The organism is Streptomyces sp. NPDC005803, from assembly GCF_040630435.1.
In the GTDB taxonomy this organism is placed as follows: Bacteria; Actinomycetota; Actinomycetes; order Streptomycetales; family Streptomycetaceae; genus Streptomyces.
The window spans coordinates 1-18,199 of record NZ_JBEXXO010000053.1; the positions used below are offsets into that span (position 1 = coordinate 1).

Annotated in this window: 16 protein-coding genes and 7 pseudogenes; 16 read left to right on the top strand and 7 right to left on the bottom strand. The window is 66.3% G+C overall.

Features of this window, described 5'->3' with window-relative positions; genetic code table 11:
• Positions 1-381 precede the first annotated feature (381 nt).
• From ABZ454_RS37975 to ABZ454_RS37990, 4 genes and pseudogenes are all read left to right on the top strand, one after another.
• On the top strand, positions 382-1,233 hold the full coding sequence (locus ABZ454_RS37975; RefSeq protein WP_359544000.1) for a PIG-L family deacetylase: 852 nt from the start codon (positions 382-384) through the stop codon (positions 1,231-1,233).
• A gap of 94 nt (positions 1,234-1,327) precedes the next feature.
• A pseudogene (locus ABZ454_RS37980) lies at positions 1,328-1,456 on the top strand (maleylpyruvate isomerase N-terminal domain-containing protein); the annotation flags it as partial.
• 83 nt (positions 1,457-1,539) lie between these two features.
• Positions 1,540-1,980, top strand: a complete 441-nt coding sequence (locus tag ABZ454_RS37985) for a maleylpyruvate isomerase N-terminal domain-containing protein (RefSeq protein WP_359544001.1) — start codon at positions 1,540-1,542, stop codon at positions 1,978-1,980.
• Between the two features lie 435 nt (positions 1,981-2,415).
• Positions 2,416-2,895 (top strand): annotated as a pseudogene (locus ABZ454_RS37990) (lipoate--protein ligase family protein); the annotation flags it as partial.
• A gap of 70 nt (positions 2,896-2,965) precedes the next feature.
• Here the strand turns inward: ABZ454_RS37990 and ribA are convergent.
• Complete coding sequence (ribA, locus tag ABZ454_RS37995) at positions 2,966-3,592, bottom strand: GTP cyclohydrolase II (protein WP_359544002.1); 627 nt, start codon at positions 3,590-3,592, stop codon at positions 2,966-2,968.
• Between the two features lie 1,103 nt (positions 3,593-4,695).
• Between ribA and ABZ454_RS38000 the strand changes: the two genes are divergently transcribed.
• Positions 4,696-4,971 carry a GNAT family N-acetyltransferase gene (locus ABZ454_RS38000; protein ID WP_359544003.1) on the top strand — a complete coding sequence of 92 codons (276 nt, stop codon included), beginning with the start codon at positions 4,696-4,698 and terminating at the stop codon, positions 4,969-4,971.
• A gap of 691 nt (positions 4,972-5,662) precedes the next feature.
• Here the strand turns inward: ABZ454_RS38000 and ABZ454_RS38005 are convergent.
• Positions 5,663-7,114 carry an aldehyde dehydrogenase gene (locus tag ABZ454_RS38005; protein ID WP_359544004.1) on the bottom strand — a complete coding sequence of 484 codons (1,452 nt, stop codon included), beginning with the start codon at positions 7,112-7,114 and terminating at the stop codon, positions 5,663-5,665.
• 224 nt (positions 7,115-7,338) lie between these two features.
• The gene (locus tag ABZ454_RS38010; protein WP_359544005.1) at positions 7,339-8,217 is read right to left on the bottom strand and encodes an alpha/beta hydrolase; all 879 of its coding nucleotides are present in this window, start codon (positions 8,215-8,217) and stop codon (positions 7,339-7,341) included.
• A gap of 393 nt (positions 8,218-8,610) precedes the next feature.
• Here ABZ454_RS38010 and ABZ454_RS38015 point away from each other — a divergent pair.
• The 5 genes and pseudogenes from ABZ454_RS38015 to ABZ454_RS38035 all read left to right on the top strand — a co-directional run.
• A pseudogene (locus ABZ454_RS38015) lies at positions 8,611-8,910 on the top strand (right-handed parallel beta-helix repeat-containing protein); the annotation flags it as partial.
• A gap of 439 nt (positions 8,911-9,349) precedes the next feature.
• Positions 9,350-9,685 (top strand): transposase, encoded by a 336-nt coding sequence (locus tag ABZ454_RS38020; protein WP_359544006.1) that lies wholly within the window; start codon positions 9,350-9,352, stop codon positions 9,683-9,685.
• Between the two features lie 121 nt (positions 9,686-9,806).
• Positions 9,807-9,965, top strand: a pseudogene (locus ABZ454_RS38025) (transposase); the annotation flags it as partial.
• Between the two features lie 351 nt (positions 9,966-10,316).
• Positions 10,317-10,778 carry a MarR family winged helix-turn-helix transcriptional regulator gene (locus ABZ454_RS38030; protein WP_359544007.1) on the top strand — a complete coding sequence of 154 codons (462 nt, stop codon included), beginning with the start codon at positions 10,317-10,319 and terminating at the stop codon, positions 10,776-10,778.
• Between the two features lie 287 nt (positions 10,779-11,065).
• Positions 11,066-11,614: a nuclear transport factor 2 family protein gene (locus ABZ454_RS38035; protein WP_359544008.1), complete on the top strand. Its 549-nt coding sequence runs from the start codon at positions 11,066-11,068 to the stop codon at positions 11,612-11,614.
• Positions 11,615-11,670: 56 nt separating this feature from the next.
• Here ABZ454_RS38035 and ABZ454_RS38040 read toward each other — a convergent pair.
• The 4 genes and pseudogenes from ABZ454_RS38040 to ABZ454_RS38055 all read right to left on the bottom strand — a co-directional run bounded on the left by ABZ454_RS38040 (position 11,671) and on the right by ABZ454_RS38055 (position 14,914).
• Positions 11,671-12,583, bottom strand: a pseudogene (locus ABZ454_RS38040) (transposase family protein).
• Positions 12,584-12,955: 372 nt separating this feature from the next.
• The gene (gene cynS / locus ABZ454_RS38045; RefSeq protein WP_359544009.1) at positions 12,956-13,399 is read right to left on the bottom strand and encodes a cyanase; all 444 of its coding nucleotides are present in this window, start codon (positions 13,397-13,399) and stop codon (positions 12,956-12,958) included.
• The gene (locus tag ABZ454_RS38050) at positions 13,396-14,145 is read right to left on the bottom strand and encodes an isochorismatase family protein (protein WP_359544010.1); all 750 of its coding nucleotides are present in this window, start codon (positions 14,143-14,145) and stop codon (positions 13,396-13,398) included. Before ABZ454_RS38050 ends, cynS begins: the two co-directional genes overlap by 4 nt.
• Before the next feature lie 172 nt (positions 14,146-14,317).
• Positions 14,318-14,914, bottom strand: a complete 597-nt coding sequence (locus tag ABZ454_RS38055; protein WP_359544011.1) for a TetR family transcriptional regulator C-terminal domain-containing protein — start codon at positions 14,912-14,914, stop codon at positions 14,318-14,320.
• 503 nt (positions 14,915-15,417) lie between these two features.
• On the opposite strand from ABZ454_RS38055, the gene ABZ454_RS38060 reads away from it, so the two are divergent.
• The 6 genes and pseudogenes from ABZ454_RS38060 to ABZ454_RS38085 form a co-directional block, all read left to right on the top strand.
• Positions 15,418-15,594 carry a hypothetical protein gene (locus ABZ454_RS38060; RefSeq protein ID WP_359544012.1) on the top strand — a complete coding sequence of 59 codons (177 nt, stop codon included), beginning with the start codon at positions 15,418-15,420 and terminating at the stop codon, positions 15,592-15,594.
• Between the two features lie 23 nt (positions 15,595-15,617).
• Complete coding sequence (locus ABZ454_RS38065) at positions 15,618-16,010, top strand: hypothetical protein (RefSeq protein ID WP_359544013.1); 393 nt, start codon at positions 15,618-15,620, stop codon at positions 16,008-16,010.
• Positions 16,011-16,580: 570 nt separating this feature from the next.
• Positions 16,581-16,814, top strand: coding sequence for a hypothetical protein (locus ABZ454_RS38070; protein WP_359544014.1), 234 nt, complete (start codon positions 16,581-16,583; stop codon positions 16,812-16,814).
• A gap of 10 nt (positions 16,815-16,824) precedes the next feature.
• Positions 16,825-17,049 (top strand): annotated as a pseudogene (locus ABZ454_RS38075) (helix-turn-helix transcriptional regulator); the annotation flags it as partial.
• Between the two features lie 210 nt (positions 17,050-17,259).
• The gene (locus ABZ454_RS38080) at positions 17,260-17,742 is read left to right on the top strand and encodes a hypothetical protein (protein ID WP_359544015.1); all 483 of its coding nucleotides are present in this window, start codon (positions 17,260-17,262) and stop codon (positions 17,740-17,742) included.
• Positions 17,743-17,816: 74 nt separating this feature from the next.
• Positions 17,817-18,146, top strand: a pseudogene (locus tag ABZ454_RS38085) (hypothetical protein); the annotation flags it as partial.
• Positions 18,147-18,199 lie beyond the last annotated feature (53 nt).

The following is an 18,199-nucleotide window of genomic DNA, read 5'->3' on the forward strand; positions in this document are numbered from 1 at the left end:
ACGCGGAGGCACAGAGCACCAGCAGCGTGACACCCGGCCGTGCTCTCGCCGAGGCCGCCACCCCCGCCGTCTGACTTGACTTAACCATAGTCAGGCCACTATCAATCACGCCGGGCCGCCCCCGGGCGACCTCCCGGACGCCGATAGGGCTGCCCGTCAGTCCCTTTCAGGCTGCGGTTGCTTGACAAGGGTTCGCTCATGGGTTCCGTACAGCGGCCTTCCGGGGCGGGGCGGATTGCAGTGCGGAGTTCGGCTGCACGGCTCGGTAGACGGTCAACCGACAGAGGCAAACCCATTTCACCTCTTTCTTATCGGGTAGAGTGTCCCCCAACGGAAAGGGGCTGAGCCATGACCACAGCTGAGCACCGACGGCCGACGTTGATGATCGTGCACGCCCACCCGGACGACGAGGCCAGTCAGACCGGCGGGACTCTTGCCCGCTACTCGGCCGCAGGATTTCGGACGGTTCTCGTCACCTGCACCGATGGCGGGCAGGGCGATGGCGCCGACGGCGTGAAACCCGGCCATCACACCCATCACCCCGTGCAGACAGCGGCGCGGCGGTCCCTGGAACTCGGGATGTCAGCGGTCGCTCTGGGGATCACGGATCTGATCCAGCTGAGGTACCCCGACTCCGACATGCCGGAGTCGGCGGACGACATTGCCCCCAGCGCCTTCAGTAAGCTCGACGGGGAGCCACTTGTGCGGCGGCTTGAGGCGCTCATGCACGAATACCAGCCCGACGTGATCGTGACCTATCCGGCCAACGGCCTGTCGCACCACCCCGATCACATCCGGACGCACGAGTTGACGGTCACTGCCTTCGGCCGTATCAAGCAAGCGGGTGGATTCAGGCGACACAGAGCAGATGTGACCCCCGCCCCCGTCCGGACCATGCCGAAGCTCTACTACATCGCGGTCTCCTTCTCCCGCTTGAAGGCCCTGCGCGCCCAGGCAGACGGCGTACTTGAGCCCGATGCCTGGGTCCCGCCCCTGGAAATCGGCGTCGACGACGACACCATCACCACAGCCGTCGACATCTCCGGATACTGGGCGGAGAAGCTGCGGGCGCTCTCCGCGCATGCCAGCCAGGCCGACGCCGCAGCTCTGCTGCGCGTGCTGCGCCTTTCCGGGGCCGAGGACCAGGTCGAGGAGTACGTGCGGGCGGATCCCCCCTGGACGGGCCGGAAGCGGGAGGACGATCTGTTCGCCGGTGTCGTCGGCACCTCCTGATGCACCAGAATGTGTCGGCAATATCCAGAGAGTAGTTGTTCGCGACGCCCTTTCCGGTCTTCCCGCCCGGTGTCGGCCGTTGGTGGAGCGGGTTATGGTGAGCGCTGAGCGTGTAGTCGCCGTTCTCCTGGAGGGCTGGTCGGCGATCGACGACCTGCTCTCCGAGGCCACCAACCCGCAGTGGCAGCTGCCGAGTCCGTGCCCGGGCTGGAGCGTGCGTGATCTCGCATCCCGCATCATCGGAGCCGAAGTCGCCGCCGCCTGGGAAGGCACCCGGACTGCGACCATGGACCCCACACTCATTAGGTGCTCACACGCTTGCGAACCGTCATCCGGATCCGCGAATTCCAACTGCGTTCCCTCACCGGCGAGCAGCTGGCACGGCAGGTCCCTACACCGGCAGGGCCCCGCAGCTATGCTCGCTACCTGCAGATCAGGGTCTTCGACTGCTGGATGCACGAGCAGGATATGCGAGATGCTCTGGGCCGTTCTGGACACGACACCGGTGCACCAGCTGAGCTGGCCGTCGACGAGATCACCGAAACGATCGGATATCTGGTCGCCAAGGGCGCACAAGTCCCCGACGGTACGACCGTCGTATTCGACCTGCAGGGTCCGGTGGACAGACGGATCGCCGTTGAGGTTGCCGGCCGACGTGGACGTGTGGTCCATGCCCCAACCGGGCCTGCGACGGTCACCATCCAGATGCGCTCGAGCACCTTGACCGCATTCGCGGCGGGCGAGTGACGATCGAGGAAGCCCTGCGCTCCTTGACGATCTCCGGTGACCGGCACCGCGGCACGAAAATTGTGGCTGCTCTGCCCTACACGCCCTGACCCGGACGGCCTCCCGTGGCGCGACGGCCAGTCGACTTCTCCACAGCCACCACCCCGTGAACGTACAGCCGGCACAGGCCGGGTGCCCGGTCCGACAGGTCCAGCTCATGGAGACGCGATAGATGAGTGGTCAGTGCGGTCTCGTCGCACCTATGCCTGACTCGGCCGTCGTCAGGTGTTTCAGGAAGCGGGCGACACAAGCGGATCCGTACCCTACACACGGAGTCCCTGTGCGAGATGTCTCGTTCACTGCGGCTCAACCTGGAATGAGAACCCCGCTCCGCGGCGTTGACGCGGAGGCGACTGCGAACGATCAAGGCGGACTGAGACGCACGGCGAATACAAGGTGCCGGGCGGCAAGCTGGTGGTGGTCGACCTTGACGAAGACCACGGCGTTCTGCGTAATGTCCGCGTTGTCGGCGACTTCTTCCTGGAGCCTGACGAGGCACTCCTCGCCATCAACCGGGCCCTGGAGGGGGCGCTCTCGGCCGCAGACGCCGAGGAACTCGCAAGGCTTATCGAGGAAAGCCTTCCTCCAGGCACCATCATGTACGGCTTCACGGCGGCGGGCGTCGCCACCGCGGTCCGCCGCGCGCTTGTCCAGGCGACGGACTGGACCGATTACGACTGGTAGCTCATCCACGAGCGGCCACAGTCGCCTGCCTTGCACATGGCTCTCGACGAGGTCCTCACTGCTGAAGTCGCAGCAGGGCGTCGGCCACCGACTCTGCGGATCTGGGAGTGGGGCGCTCCCGCCGTCGTTGTCGGCAGCTTCCAGTCTCTGAGTAACGAGGTCGACTCCCAGGCCGCACAACGACACGGGATACGACGGTGCAGGTCGGCCCCCGCTGAGCCAGTGCTCAGCGGGGCCGCCGTGTAACGGAGTGCCGACGATCTCAGCCCGCCGTCAGTTCCGCCAGAGGAAGCGTGTGTTGCGTCTGAAGTACCTTGGCGCGCAGGTAGAGGACGTTGTGGTCGGTGGCGAAGACGCCGGTGGGGACACGGACTTGCACATCGAGGCCCAAACTCCGCAGCTGGGCGGCCTTGTCGGGGTTGTTGGACAGCAGGTCCAGGGTGCCGATATCCAGAGCTGCCAGCATCTGGGCGGCCGGCGTGTAGTCACGGGCGTCCTCGGGAAGACCGAGGGCAACATTGGCGGCGTATGTGTCTAGACCATCGTCCTGGAGGGCGTACGCGTCGAGCTTGTTGTAAAGACCGATACCGCGGCCCTCCTGGCGGAGATAGAGGAGCACCCCGCCACGCTCGGCGATGCGCTCCACCGCCTCCCGGAGCTGAGACCCGCAGTCACAACGAGCTGAGCCGAATACATCGCCGGTCAGGCACTCGGAATGAAGCCGCACCAGCGGCGAAAGTCCGGGATCACCCAGAACGACCGCGAGATGCTCGCGGCCGTCGATGAGGCCCTCGAAGGTGACCAGCTTGGCTTCGATGCTATAGCCGTCGGTGAAACTCAGCGGAACGGTGACGCTGGTGCGCACCTTGGCAGTAGGAAAGTCAGGCATGGCAAGCCTCCGGTCCGGAATTACGTAGGGGCGGCACCCGATGGTGTCAAAGGACCTCGAACGGGCGACACGAAGTTGCAACCTCCCTTCAGAGCACGGCATTTCCGCGCGCGGTGGGAGGCACGTCACAATCCGGACGCGAGTCAGGTGGCGTCGAAGGCGACAGGCGCAGACAGTGACTCAGGCCGCTTCGGGGCTTCCCTCATGGCGCATCGCCCACACCAGAACCTTTACCGACCTCCAGTAAAGATCGATGACACCGCTGAAAACGGCGCCGACGAGGTGCTCAGCACGATCGATCGAGCCTGACGGCCCGCGGCTTGCTCCCTGCCCAGGACATGAGCGGCGCGAGCGACCGGAACTCGCGCTCAGCGCCGGCTTCCTGCTGAAGGGCGCGGCGTATGGGCCCGGGTTCCCGTCGGCAAGGCGCCGTGCTGGCCGTGGACGATTTCCGAGCCTGCCCCGGCCCGCCTCCTCCGACGCAGACGATGCCCTGGCTCCGTCGGCTCGGTCCTCGCGGGGCTGGGGCCCGGCACGCGGGGACAGGTCGGTCTGGGCGAGATTGGGCGGAGGATGGACCATGGCTGCAACGTCTGGTCCCGGTGGACTCGGCAGTGCCGACCACCGGAGCGCACCTAGTCATTGAACCCCTAGCGGCCGGAGGCGCCGTCAGTCATGAAACAACAGCAGGCTTCACGAGAAGGAGCAGCGGGCTTCGGGATGCTGAGCCGGGCCCGAGGCCTGCCGCTCCTGAATCGCTCGACAATCCGGTGTTCTCCGGACGTTTCTCCCTTCATGGCCCTGCCGTCGCAGCCGGACGGCGACGACTGGCGGAACCTGGTGCTACTGGCCCGGGGTGGCGACGTCACCTTCTTCGCCCCGCCGGAACACGTCCCCTCCGACGGGGAGAAGGTTTTCGAACTCGAAGGCTGCAGATGGTGGATGCCGGCGTCGGGCCCGCGGACGACGAAGGCATCGTCACTCTCGGCCCGGACGACGTGCCGGAGATGCTCGACCTGGCAACGAGGGCCAAGCCGGGGCCATTCCTTCCCGGAACGGTCACGCTTGGAACGTATTTGGGAATCCGCGAATAGGGAGCACTCGTGGGGATGGCCGGAGAGCGTTTCCGCTTTCCGGGAGGTACCGAGATCAGCGCGGTGTGCACCTCCGAGGAGCGGCGAGGACGCGGACTGGCCGCTCGCTTGATCAGGGTCCTGTCCGCGAAAATCTGGGAACGCGGCGACCCTCCCTTCCTGCATGTGGTGGCCGCCAACCGGGGCGCGATCCGGCTCTATGAAGCGCTGGGCTTCGCCATGAGGGCGGACACCACCGTGGTGGGCCTGCGGCACCGTGGGAACACCTCGTCCTTGCCCCGCTGAGCCCGTTCTTCCGCAGCCCGATCTCTTGCCGACAGCTCCCGGCGCGCTCGACAACGGGCCAGTCCGCGTGCCGTGCGGCCGGGTGCTCAGTAGTTTCCTTGATCAGTTTTCCCGTCGGCCAGACAGCGAACCAGCGCCGTCAGGCGCTGGCCGTCGCTGCCCGGCAGGCAATCAGAGAGGCTCTCGGGCCGATGAGTTGAGACGTCGCACGCCGCTCTCAACGGTACGGGAGCCTTGCGTGCCGCGGACGCCGGGTGTCGTCACCCGGTCCGCGGGGGCGCCCGAGTCGGCGCGACAGCCGCCAGCGGGCAGGAACAGAGCGACGTGTCTTGGATCGGGTGACCCGGCTATCGTCGCTCCAGTGCGGCCCTCTTGCAGCATCCCCTGGCCAACTGCCCTCCGAGCCCGCCCGCACCTGCCGCACGAGCCCGGCGTCTGTCGCGGATGAGCGGTCCTGCCCGCTGCACCCTTCGTCATGTGGTGACGCCGCCTCAGGGCGGCCGCATGAGCCGCTTGACACCGCAACGTAATCGAAGGCGGTGACATATCGGCCATGACACCTCAAAGGCGTGGGAAGGCTTCGCCACCCGCATCATGAATGCGGCTGGCGAAGCCTTCCGGAGAGGCAATACACAACAGGATGACGCGATCTCACGGGCAGTTGGTCACCCGTCGCGCAGCGCACCTGTCATCACAGGTAGACGGAGTGGAGCTGCTGATAGTGGGCCAGGCCCTCCGGCCCCAGCTCGCGTCCCACACCGCTGCCCTTGACGCCGCCGTACGGGGCGGCGACGTCGGGCAGATAGTGGTTGATGCCGATGGTGCCCGTCTGAACCTGCTTGGCTACGCGCAGCGCGCGCTCGGAGTCACTGGTCCATACAGTGCCGCCCAGGCCGTACTCGGAGTCGTTGGCGATCCGAATCGCCTCGTCGTCACCCTCGTAAGGAATGATCGACAGGACCGGACCGAAGATTTCCTCGCGGGCGATGGCCAGAGTGTTGTCCACATCCGCGAAGATGGTCGGCGTCACGAACCAGCCGGAGTCGATGTCCGGCCGACCGCCGCCCGTCACCAAGGTGGCACCGTCGGCTATCCCGCGCTGGATATAGCCTTCGACGGTGGAGCGGTGGGTGGCACTCACCATCGGCCCGATCTGAGTGGCATGGTCGAGCGCGTCGCCCACGACGGATCCCTTGGCCAACGCCTCATAGAAACCGACCACTTCGTCGTATCGGCTCCGCGGTGCCAGGATACGGGTGCTCGCGAAACAGGTCTGCCCGTTGTTGAGCAGCGAAGCGAAGAACAGGGCCTCGGTGTTCGACGCAAGGTCGGCGTCGTCGAGGATGAGGGCGGCGGACTTTCCTCCGAGCTCCAGAGTCACAGGCCGCAACAGCTTTCCTGCGCGCCCCGCGATCTCGCGGCCGACCGGCGTGGACCCGGTGAAAGAGATCTTGTCGATATCGGGATGTCCGACCAGGTACTCGCCGAGACCCTTGCCGTTGGTGAGGATATTGACGACGCCTGCCGGGATTCCCGCCGCGGCAACGGCCTCGCCCAGCAGCGCGAAGTCGAGCAGCGTCTCCGAAGACGGCTTGACCACGATCGTGTTGCCGGCGGCCAGTGCCGGAGCAAGCTTGAAAAACGTCAGGGTCTGCGGGAAGTTCCAGGGCACGATCGCCGCGACGACGCCCAGCGGCGTCCGGTGGATGAGGGTGGTCCCGCCCATGGCCCCGGCGCGGCGCTCCTCGGTGGGTGTCTGCTCAAGCAGGGCCGCGTAATACCGCAGCACCCCGGCCGGCACTGCGGCCTCGAAATTGATCGAGGTGGAATACGGCATGCCGTTCTGGGCACTGACCCGCCGGGCCATTTCCTCCTTGCGGGCGTCCAGTTCGTCGGCCAGCCGCAACAGGGCGCGGGCGCGCTCGACGGGCTGCCAATGAGCCCATCCAGTGGGGTCGTTGAAGGCTCGCCGTGCGGCGGCCACCGCAGTGTCGGCGTCGGCGTGCGTGCTGAGCGGGACCTGACCGATGGGGAGCCCCGTACTGGCGGACGTCACGGTGAGCGCTTCTGAGGAGGAAGGCTTGTGCCATTCCCCTCCGATGTACAGCGAGTCGTACGAAAAGGTATTTACTTCTTCGGTCATGTGCGGTGATCTCCTGTACGGAGTGTGTAGCGGCTTCCAGCGACTACAAGACGACGACGGGCTTGAGGGTCGTTCCGGTCTTGGTGTCCTCGAATGCCGTGTTGACATCGGAGAACGAGTATGAGGTGATCAGCTTTTCGAACGGGAACCGGCCGTCCTCGTAAAGGGAGATGAGCCATCCAGGCGTTCGTGCAGCCGTGCGGGGCGGCTTTGTCAGCGGGGGATCAGATGCCTGCCTGACGGATGAGCTGCGCGGTGAGCTCGGGCTGGTCCCACTGCGGCCAGTGGCTGGCATTTTTCACTAGATGCAGGGTGGCATTCGCAAAAAGACCCTGGATATGCCGCGCGAGCTCAGGGCTGAGGTAGGCGTCATCCTCGCCGAACGCGAGGGTGACGGGAGCCGTCAGCTCCTTGAGTTCACCGTTGGCGATGTGCTGGTCCTGGTTGGCCAATTCCGGGTAGAGGGTGGCGGTCCAGGCGCGGATCGCAACGAGAGCGTTGGGCTGGCCGTTCTCCCCGAACCACTGCGGCACGATCGACGCCGCCGCCACGCCCTCGGGGTCGTCCAGGGCATAGCCGAAGCGCCGCCGCGTGTGGGCGAGCAGCCATCCGCGCATTTTCGGGTCGCTGACGAGCGCGTCAGCGAGAGGCGTGAAATGAGGATCGCCCAGCAGGCGGATCATCTCAGGCAGCCGCAGGGCGGGAGCATCGCCGTAATAGCAGTTGAGGAGAACCAGGCCGGCCACACGCTCACTGTGGGCGAGGGCATAGTTGACGGCCACGGCGCCCGAGGCGTCATGGCCGACCAGCATGACGCGATCGAGTTCGAGTGCATCGAGTACGGCATCGAGCTCGGCTTCTCGCTGTCCTGGTTCGAGGACTTCCTTCTCCGGGCGCTCGGAGTGTCCGAATCCGCGGAAGTCGAGGCTCACCACTCGGTGCGGCGCCAGATACGGGGTAAGGCGGTTGTAGATCCGGGAATCGTCGGGGAAGCCGTGCAGCGCCACAACGGGCGTGCCCTCCCCCTCAGTGTCTCGCACGTGCAAGCGACCATACGGTGTCTCAACTGTGCGACTGTGCGTTTCGGCAGCAGCTGCGGCCATGACGTCGTCTCCTGAGTATGCAAGCTGGCGAGGCGAACACTGGGACGTCTGTGGCGGCAGCGACCTTGACCGCCCGCAGGCCGGTGGTGCCGGCCGCAAGTGAGCTGGTGGGCAGTTCTTCTGGCTTCAGCACCGATGGGCCGACGGTCGCCGCATCCAGAGTCATGGCAATCCCACGTCCACCCTCACAGCGAAGGCCCCACGCTCACCCTTCCTGTTCGCCTTGGACGTTCACCATACCTTGCGAAATAGGCATACGAAAGTAGCTTATAGCTCCTCGGGGCCTCATGCTGCCTTCCGCACTCGAGCCGACTGCTCGCACAAGAAGCCGATCGGTCGTGGTGTACGCGGCGCGCCGTGTCAGTAGACGAGCGCCTGCGTCTCGTCCCAGGGATGCTGGTGAGCGAGGACGGCAGAGGGCGATTCGAGGGATGTGACGTACAGGGCCCTGTAGGGCACGCCCTGCGCATCGAAGAGACCGGCAACCCTCATGTAGGCAACTCCAGCTTCCGCGAGGCGGGCAAGTCGGGCGTCTCCGTCGGTCCGGGAGGACTGGGAACACTGCGTGACTGCGAGATCGTGAACAGCGCGGGTTCCGGTGTCGTGGTCGAACGCGATGGCGGACTCGTCCTCAGTCGTGTCAAGGTGCACGGCTCAGGTGGACACGGAATGCTGGTCTCCGCCGAGGGACGAACGACGCTCAAGGAATGCGAGTTCGCCGCCAACGTGGGCAATGGCATTCGTCTTGACCCCGCGGAAGATCTCCCTCACGAGCTGCACGACGCACAGCAATCAGGGTGCCGGGCTCAAGCACGCCAGGCCCGGCCCCCATTTCACGCTGCAGGGCCTGGTCAGCAGGGACAACAAGGTGCCGGACTCCTACCTGGGAACCGAGCCCGCTGCCGGCCAATCCGTCGGAACGGCAGGGGCGCCACTGCTGCGACTGCGGGCGAGCCAGAGCCGTCGCCACTCGATACGACAAGCGCGGCTACGTCTTCCTCGGCACCGTCACCGCAGCCGCCCTCGTCATCTGGCTCCGCACGTGATCGCCCGGACAAGTCCTAGTAGTGCTTCGTTACGTCGGGTGATCTGGCCTGGTGGTGGGCATCTTCTGGTGATGAGGCTTGGGGAGGTGGAGCGGCTCCGGGGTGAGTTGGCGGAGTTCGTTGCCGATGTGTTCGCTTCGTTGCCGCGGCGGGATCAGCGGCGGTGGGGCGGGTGTTATCTGCGGGGTCTGATGCTGGACGGGCGGCGGAAGTCGATCCAACCGATGGCCGAGCGGTTGCCGGACGGGAACATGCAGGCCCTGCAGCAGTTCGTGAACCAGTCGCCGTGGGATCCGCTGCCGGTGCGGCGGCGGATCGCCGAGCGGTTGTGCGAGGCGATTCGCCCGGAGGTGTGGGTGGTCGACGACGTCTCGTTTCCGAAGTGCGGTACCGCGTCGGCGGGGGTGGCCCGGCAGTACTGAACAGGGCGGAGGACGCAACCGGTGGGACGGTGTCCTGCCGACGCGGACCATGCTGGTCGAGCAGCCCGAGGACGCGGCCGGGCCGACCGGCTACTGGATGACCGACCTGCCCGCCACTGCACCGGTCGCGGACCTGGTGCGGTGGGCGAAGATGCGCTGGCGCATCGAACACGACTACCGCGAACTCAAGCACGGGCTCGGCCTGGACCACTACGAAGGCCGCACCTGGCGCGGCTGGCACCACCACGCCACCCTCGTCACCGCCGCCCAGGCCTTCCTCACCCTGCGGCGGCTCGACCCAAAAGCACACACGCCGGCCTGACCCTCTACCAGGTCCTCGACGCCCTCCAGGACCTGCTGAACTGCTGGACCGGCACCTGCACCACCTGCCAACGCCGCCTGCCCCGCAAAAGAACCAGACCCAGAACCTAACGAAGCACTACTAGGTGAAAACGACCTCTAGGTACTCCCTTTATTGGGCAGCCCACTTGCGCTTAGGGGCGTATGCCCCTAAGTTGGTTGACAGAGCCCGGAGGGCCGGCACCCGCCGATCCTCCGGGGCGGTCGGCGGCCTCGCGAGCGGCGACAGTAGCGAGGCGTGCCGTGGGCGCAAGACGAGGGGAGTGATCCGGTGAGCGACGTGAGCTGGAATGTCATACGTGAATGCAACGTCACAGCGGTCAGGAAGGCGTCGCGCAGGCTGACTCAGCTCTACGACGAGGCGCTTAGGCCGGTGGGTCTGCGCTCCACGCAGTACAGCATTCTTGCTGAGCTCGCGGAGAACGCCGGAAACCCGCCGACCGTGCGCCAGCTCGCCGACTCGCTGATCATGGACCGCTCCGCCCTCGGACACGCACTGCGGCCTCTCGTTAGGGATGAGCTGCTCGCACTGGAGAAGGGCCCGGCAGACCGCCGCAGCAGGCTGATCACCGTGACGCCCAAAGGCCGGGACCTGTTCCGGCAGGCACAGCTCAGCTGGCAGGAGATACAGGATCGCATCGCCGGCGTCCTGGGAGAGGAGCAGGCGGAAAGTCTCCGTACGGCCCTGCTTGCAGTGGCGGACAACGACCGGCTGATGGCGATGTCCGACTGAGCGGCGTTCGCGCACAGCGCCATCCGGCGCACCGGCATGCTCCATCCCTGCCTCGGTGGCCCCTCGTAGGCGCGTCCACCGACTTTCGCACGAGCAGAAGCACGCATGAACAGAAGCGGACGGTGCCTTCCGGTTTCACGCCACGACCCCTGGCCGATAGGGGCGTATGCCCCTATTGCCGCGAGGAAGGTCCGGTTTCACGAGTCTCATCTGCACTCACCATGTCAGCCCGACGTCAGTCAAAAGTGAAACTGCACCCCTCAGTGCATGAGCAAAGGAGAATCAGCATGTCCCAGTTCCCCTCCGTCCCGCGTACCGGCAGCGTCGATGCGAGCGAATGGACGAGCGCCGTCGATTTCGTCAATCGCGTCAACTGGTTGTTCGAGACCTATGACCTCGAGGGAATGATCGACTCTTTCCTTCCTGACGCGCGCGTCTACCACTTCCATGGAAACCTGAACGGCGAAGCAGACATCCGGCGTTTCCTGACGGATGACTACCCGTACCTCATCCCGGGCGTGAGCCGGAACGCGACCAACCACGTGGTGGACCGCGACGCAGACGGCGTGGCCGTCCGCTACCAGAATGTCCTGGTCCGTCACGCCTGGCCGCAGCAGGCAGTAGGGCTTCAGGCTGGGCAAGTGTTGGAGAGTGATGACCTGCCGGCGATCTGGTTGTACTCGCCCATGCTCGATCGGCTGCGACTCACTGATGACGGGTGGAAGGTCTTCGAGCGCCACATCGGCGGCAGCATGATGAACAAGCGGCTGTCGCTTCCCGAGACCTCACGCGCCTCGGTCGAGGAATTCCTTCCCGGCCCCGGCATCCCGCTCTAACGAGTTGGTGCGTGATAGCGGGTGAGGCGTGGTTCTGGCCTGGGCGTGGCCTGTTGTCAGGCGTTGTTGGTGCGGTCGGAAACGAGACCGGCGATGGTGCGGTAGGTGTCGGGCAGGCGGTCGCGGCGGTGGGTCCAGCGCGTCAGTTGTTTCCAGCGTTTGTGGTCGGCGAGGGCGTGTTCGACGGTGATGCGGTCGGACGAGTGGTTGTGGCGGTCGCGTTCCCACTGTTCGACTCGGCCGGGCAGTGCTCCCGCCGCGGCTTTCTAGGCGGTGTGATCGCTTGCCCGCGGTGGTCGCGGCTCAGGCCGAGGTAGCCGTCGTCCAGGAGGACCTCGACGTCGCAGAAGTGCTGGAAGCAGGCGGCGATGCCCTCGTTGCGGGTGGCCGTGGCATCGCGCATACGTCCAGGTCGCAGGGCATCGGTCCATAGCGTGCGGCCCTGCCGGTCGGCAACCATGGTGGCCTCATTGTGTTCTGCTTCTTCTTGCCCGACACGAACGCCCTGCGCCCGCTGCGGTTGGCCGGCGGCCTGCGGACCTGGATCTCGGTGGCGTCCAGCCGCAGCTCGATGCCTTCGGCCTGGGCGTAGGCGAACACGTCGGGCAGTGTCCGCAGACGCAGGCCGGGGCGGTCGGGGACCGCGCACCCCCGCTCGGCCAGGAGTGGACGAATCTCCCCGATCGCACGGGTGACGGTGGAACGGTCGACGCCGAGCAGCAGCCCCAGTACCGAGTGCGGCAGGTCGTGCCGCAGGTGGATCAGTGTGGCCACCAGCCGGTCGACGAACACCAGCTGGTGACGGGCGCCGGCCCCTGCGGCCCGTTTCCTTGCCCCGCCTCGTGCAGCATGGCGTCCACCCTCGCGTCCGGCCTGCCACGGCGCAGCCAACTCCTCTACCAGGCAGGCGAGATGCCGCCGAGAGATCCCCGTGAACAGGCGATGCGTCAGCACCGCCCGATTAACCATGATCGCCACACCCGGATCCTGCCATCTGCCCGGCACGAAACCTCACCCGCTATCACGCACCGACTCGTAAGATCTCCGCCAGAGTCAAGCAAAGCTTGAGTTCCCGAGGGCGGCGAGGACCGCGACCGCCGCGGCCGCGGCGAACGTCATCCGCCAACTGGCATGGGTTGTGATGAGACTGCGGCTGGGAACGCTCATCATGGATCCCACCGCGATGGCGCCGAAGACGACGCGGTGTGCACGATCCGTGCGGTTACCGACAGCCGGTGCAGGTGGGGCGCCTGCACCAGCAAGACTGCCGCCGACTTCACCGCTAACAGTCAGGCGAGTGCGGCACGAGTATGTCGCACCGCACTCGCCGCCCGGGTCGGTTTAGGAGGTCGGGTACGGCAGGTACTTACCGCTCAGAACGAGTTCGACCCGGTCACCCCTGGGGTCCTCGCGGCGGTTCAGCCTCAGCCGGAAGTCGATGGCACTCATGATGCCATCACCGAACTCCTCGTGGATCAGCTCCTTGATCGCGGGACCATAGACCGCGACGATCTCACGGAGACGGTGGATCACCGGATCCGAGGCGATGGCCGCTGCGCCCAGTCCGCGAGTGGGAGGCGTCTGGAGGACGGCAATGGCCTCGACAGACAGATCGAAGATGGCTGCGATCTTCTCCGCCTGGTCCGCCGAGAAGGTCATCTGGCCGAGACAGGCGGCGGTCACCCACTCCCTGCTTCCACCCAGTTCGCCTGCGACGTCAGCCCATGTGATGCCCTTTCTGATCCTCGTCTCAATGATCTGTTCGGTCAGAGTCATCCTGTTCATGGCGCGGTGTCCTTGGTGTGGGATGAGGTGTCAGTGAGCGCGCGCAGCGCCTGGACGGCCTCGTCCGTCGTCCATGTTGCGGCGGCCAGGTAGCGGAAGTTGATGAGAGCGGAGAGATAGCCGTCCCCTTCGGGGAGCCGGGGGCCGGCAGTGGCGTCGCGGACGACGACCACCTCGAAGCCCTGCTCGACGAGTTCGCGCAGGTGCCCCTCGACACACAGATTGGCGGCCATTCCGGCGAGCAGTACCTGCGAGACGCCTCGTTTGCGCAGCTGGAGGACAAGGTCGTTGGACTCGGGTCCCACGATCTTGTGTGGCGACGCGATGATGGTGCGCCCGTCGAGAATGTGCGCGCGGTAGGCAGGCAGGAAATCGGCCCCGGAGTCCGCGAATCCGTCGAGAGTGAGGGGACCACGGCGACTGAACATGTCCACGCTGTGCATGTACTGTTCCAGCGGGCTGCCGAACCGCCAAGCGTCGTCGGACGGGTAGTAGTAGTGGGGTGAGACCGCCACCGTGACGTCGGCGGTCTTGGCGGCGTCGAAGAGCTGGCCGATGTGAGTGACGGTGTCATTGTCGGTGACGCTGGCGCCGAAGATCTCCCACGTGGCACCGTCCGGACTGAGGAAGTCGATCTGGGGGTCTGTGATCACGAGCGCCGTACGCGCCGGTTCGAGTTGGAAGCCGCTTCCCGGAAGCGCGGGCCGGGACGGCTCCGCGTACAGGTCGGCCGTAGGTGAGGTCATGGGTGGACTCCTAGCAGGAATGAGTTCGGGAGTGCAGAGACCTCCTCATCATAAGTGACCAGTCGTCTATAAATGAAAGGGTTGCCACGCGATGTGGTGCACCGTGGAGCCGAACTGCCTACACCCAGGGAAGCGTTGAAGGTGCTCAGGCGGCGCAGCACTCCGGACCGTGCTATGCGGCGCCGATGAGCCGTGGCAAGGACACAGTGAGGAAGCGGTCGTAAGGGGCCCTGCTCCGATCGACGCGCCCCCGCATGGCCGCGCCTTCCCACGCTTCGATGAGCATGGACGCCAACTCGTCGGCCGCAGGCGTCGCGACCACCGCCTCCTCGTTCCTGGCCGCCCGGAGGCAGGCCGCGACGAGGGCCGACCACCGAGTCATGATCGACGAGAGCTCCTCGCGTGCCTCTTCGTTCTCGTGGGACAACTCGAGGGCGAGGTTGCCGATGAGGCAGCCCAATGCGAAGCCCTGCTCGGCGTGGTCCTGAGTCAGGGCCTCGAAGAAGTGAATGATGCGCTGCACGGGGGAGAGGGACCCCTCGCTCAGGATGGTGCCGTGATCCTGGACGATGCCAGTCCAGTAGCGGCCGAGGACGGCGGCAGCGAAGACGTTCTTGCTGCTGTAGTAGCTGTAGAACGAGCCTTTGGGCACGCCTGCCGTGTCTGTGATCTCCTTGATGCCCACCGCGTTGAACCCTTGGGCGTGGAACAGGGACAGTCCCGCGGTGAGGAGATTCTCGCGGACCAGGGGATTAGCGGGTCGAGGCACGGCCTGAGTTTACCGAACGCCGTGCGTCCGACGCGGTGTGAGCCCCTGCGAGCGGATCCGGTGCGCCGCTGCCAAGGGCTTGATGTGTCGCTTGCGGTCGCCCTCGGTAATGACTGCTGGGCCAGACGCAATGACCTGTGTCTTGCAACCACCGTGGTCGACGAGGTCCTGCCCGCCAGCGCCGGCCAGGTCGACGCCGCGCCGGGCCGCTCGCTGAGGTGACCCCGGCGGTGTGGACACTCTGACAATGGATCTTGTAGCTGATGGTCGTTCGTGGGCGGCCCGCGTCTGGCGGGCTTGCTCGTCGTTGGAAGGGCGTGACGAATTCAGCTCTGGTACCGGAGGACCTTTCCGACGCGGTGCTCGCCCGGTGCCCGGGGCTGTCGGAGCGGGATGCGGCGAGGCTCCGGTCGAAGGTCTGCGAGGCGCTCGAAGGGCATCCGGTGGGGGAGTAGAAGACCCGGATCGTCAACTCTGTCCAGCGCACCATCATCAAGGCCGACGTGCGTCAGGCATTCGAGGGCCCCGGCGTTCCGCAATGGCAGGTCGTCAGCCAGCTCACCATTGCCTTCCAGAGCCTGCCGGAGATCACACGGCCGTTGTGGCGCAAAGCCCGCTCCACCGTCGAGCCCGCCGACAGCACCTCCACATCCACCTTCTCTGCCGGCGCGTTCGGCTGACCACGACCGACCAGAGAAAGATCATGAAGCCAGCCCCACCCATCGTCCTCATCAACGCCTTCTACGCGTTCTACGACCTGCACCGGCCCGCCTACCGCGCCTACGCCGCGGCCTGCCTGGCCCCGGAGGAGGCCCAGATAGCGGTCTCCCACCTCTTCGACCTCGTCGCCAGCAACTGGACCACCGTTGTCTGCGAACCCGACCCCGCGGCCTGGGCCTGGCAACGCCACACCCGCTCCGTGGCCCACCGCAGCGGACGCACGCTGACCGCACCAGAGGAGACACTGCTCCTCCACGAAAAGCTGCGCCTGAGTATCGACAAGATCGCCACCGTGACCGGCACCGAACCAGCGGCCGTCAGCACACTCCTGGCCGCCGCCCGCCGCCGCCCTCCAGCCACGCCCGACGGCTTTTGACGGTGCGGAGTTGGCGGCCACGCCCCGAGCCCCGTGCAACGACAGGAGGCCGGCACCGCAGTCTGCGGCAACGGCCTCCGGCGAGCCCGCGCGGCAACGCGGAACTCAGAGCCCTGCTGATCAGTGGATGGAGCCAGTAGCCATCAGGGTCGTACGGCATGCGTACGGCCCGGATCGTGACAGCAGCGCGTACGCGACGCAACAAGGATTGGGGCAGACGCGCATCAATTCGCCCTATCACTGCTCACCGACAGCAACGTCCTCCCCCGGACAACCCACAGCTCAGGCGCGTGGGCTGGACCTGTAATACCCACCCGATGCAGAGAAAAGGTCAACAACTGCTCACGCACTTACAAGTACGTCCGGGCATCAAAATGTGCGATTGATGCCTGGTGGTGGGGAGTTGGCAGCTTCGGGGTGTCACCATCTTGTCCACGCACCAGGCCAGGGACGGCGGCAACCGTCCCGTGGTGCAACCCAGATGGAGCCAGGCGTTCGGCGGCCGCGAGGCCGCCGGACTGACAGATCAGGAAACCCATGCCGAAGCAACACCCCTCAGCCAGACCCTGCGTGGAGCACGGATCCCCCAGCGCCCGCCGCCTCAACGGGGCCGAGGCCATCGTGATCATCGTCGTGGTCATCATCACCGCGGCCCTCACCGCCCTCGCAGGTGTGCCCGCCCTTGAAGCCATCCAGCTGCTCGCGGCGGCTGGCCTCATTGCCGGCGCCACCATCGCGCTCAGCACCCGCCTCTCCTTCAAGACCGTCAGGACGGTCCTCAAGGCCGCTCTGACGGCCGCGTGAAGGAGACGCCGTGGGACGCCGCGAGAAAGAGATCACCACGTCCAACGCCGGGCTGCGCCAGCTGGCGGAGTGGCTGCGCAAGCAGCGGGCCCGGGCGGGTCTGACCTACCGCGAACTCGCGGATCGCGCCGGACTGCACGCCACGACCCTGCAGCGAGCTGCCTCCGGCGCCTCGGTTCCCCAGCTCGCACCAGTTCTGGCGTACACCCGGGCATGTGACGCGCTGCCCGAGGAAGCCCGCAGGCTGTGGCGGTGGGCCAGGCGTGAACATGTCCGTGCCCAGTACGGCCGGCGCCCGGCGCCGTCTCCCCGGCTTGTACGAGACTTCGCCGACCTCAGCGCCGCCCTGCGAGACCTGTACGAGCAGGCGGGTGCCCCGCCGTTGCGGACCATGGAGAAGAGGGCGGGCGCCTTCGGGGCCCTTCCGCGCAGTTCGGCGCACCGCATGGTGAACAAGCAGGCCGTGCCCCACAGCCTCGATCAGTTCCGGGGGTTCTTGCGGGCCTGCGAAGTTCCACCCGACTGGAAGGTGTGGGAGGACGCCTGGAACCGGGCATGGCGCTTCGAGAAGCAGGAGGACGCGGGCCTGAATGAGATTGAGATCTGGAACGCTGATCCACAGTGGAATGAACCCTCGCCGCCACGCGTCCTACTCAGCCAGACCCGCAGAGGATCTGAAGAGAACAGGCGGGACCCGGTCAGCGGCGGGGATAAGGCGTACGTCACAGCGAGTGGCCCGGAGTACTACCGGCCTCTCGTCCCACGCCAGCGCAGCATTACGGGCAGAACGCCTGTGAAGGCCGTCGCCAGGATTGTCCACTCCAGGCTCCGGTCGGCCCGTGAGCCAGCGGTGCTGAGGGCCGCGGAGCTCATGGAGGAGCAGCTGCACAGCTGGGGCGAGCAGGTGGACACCGAGACGCTCTTTTGAACCGCAGACGAAGGCCGACGCTGCGTCCGTGACCGCTGACGTAGCGTCGGCCGGGTGGCCGCACGGGGGGCCGGGAGTTCCGCAGCTTTCTGTACGGGCGGGCGTGGAAGCACGCCGAGGGCCCGGTGGCGCTGTTCAACCACGCCGCGACGTGGCTGCGGAAGAGCCGGGTGCTGTTGCCCGGGGTCTCGGTGGTGGGGGCATCACAGGTTCCGCAGCAGACGGGCCCGCTCGTACGCGGCCTGTTCGGGCCAGCTGACTCCTTCAGGACCACCACGGCGACCAGCCGCCCTTACGGGCGCCGGGTCGCACCCTACGTGCTGACTTCGCGTCTCGAACCTGCACGAGGAGGTGGTCTTGCTCTAAGAAGTCATCTCATTTGGCGAGCCTGCGGTAGCAGATGAGGGTGCAGGCGATGCTGGTGAAGGCTAGGAAGTGGTCGGCTTTGCGTTCGTAG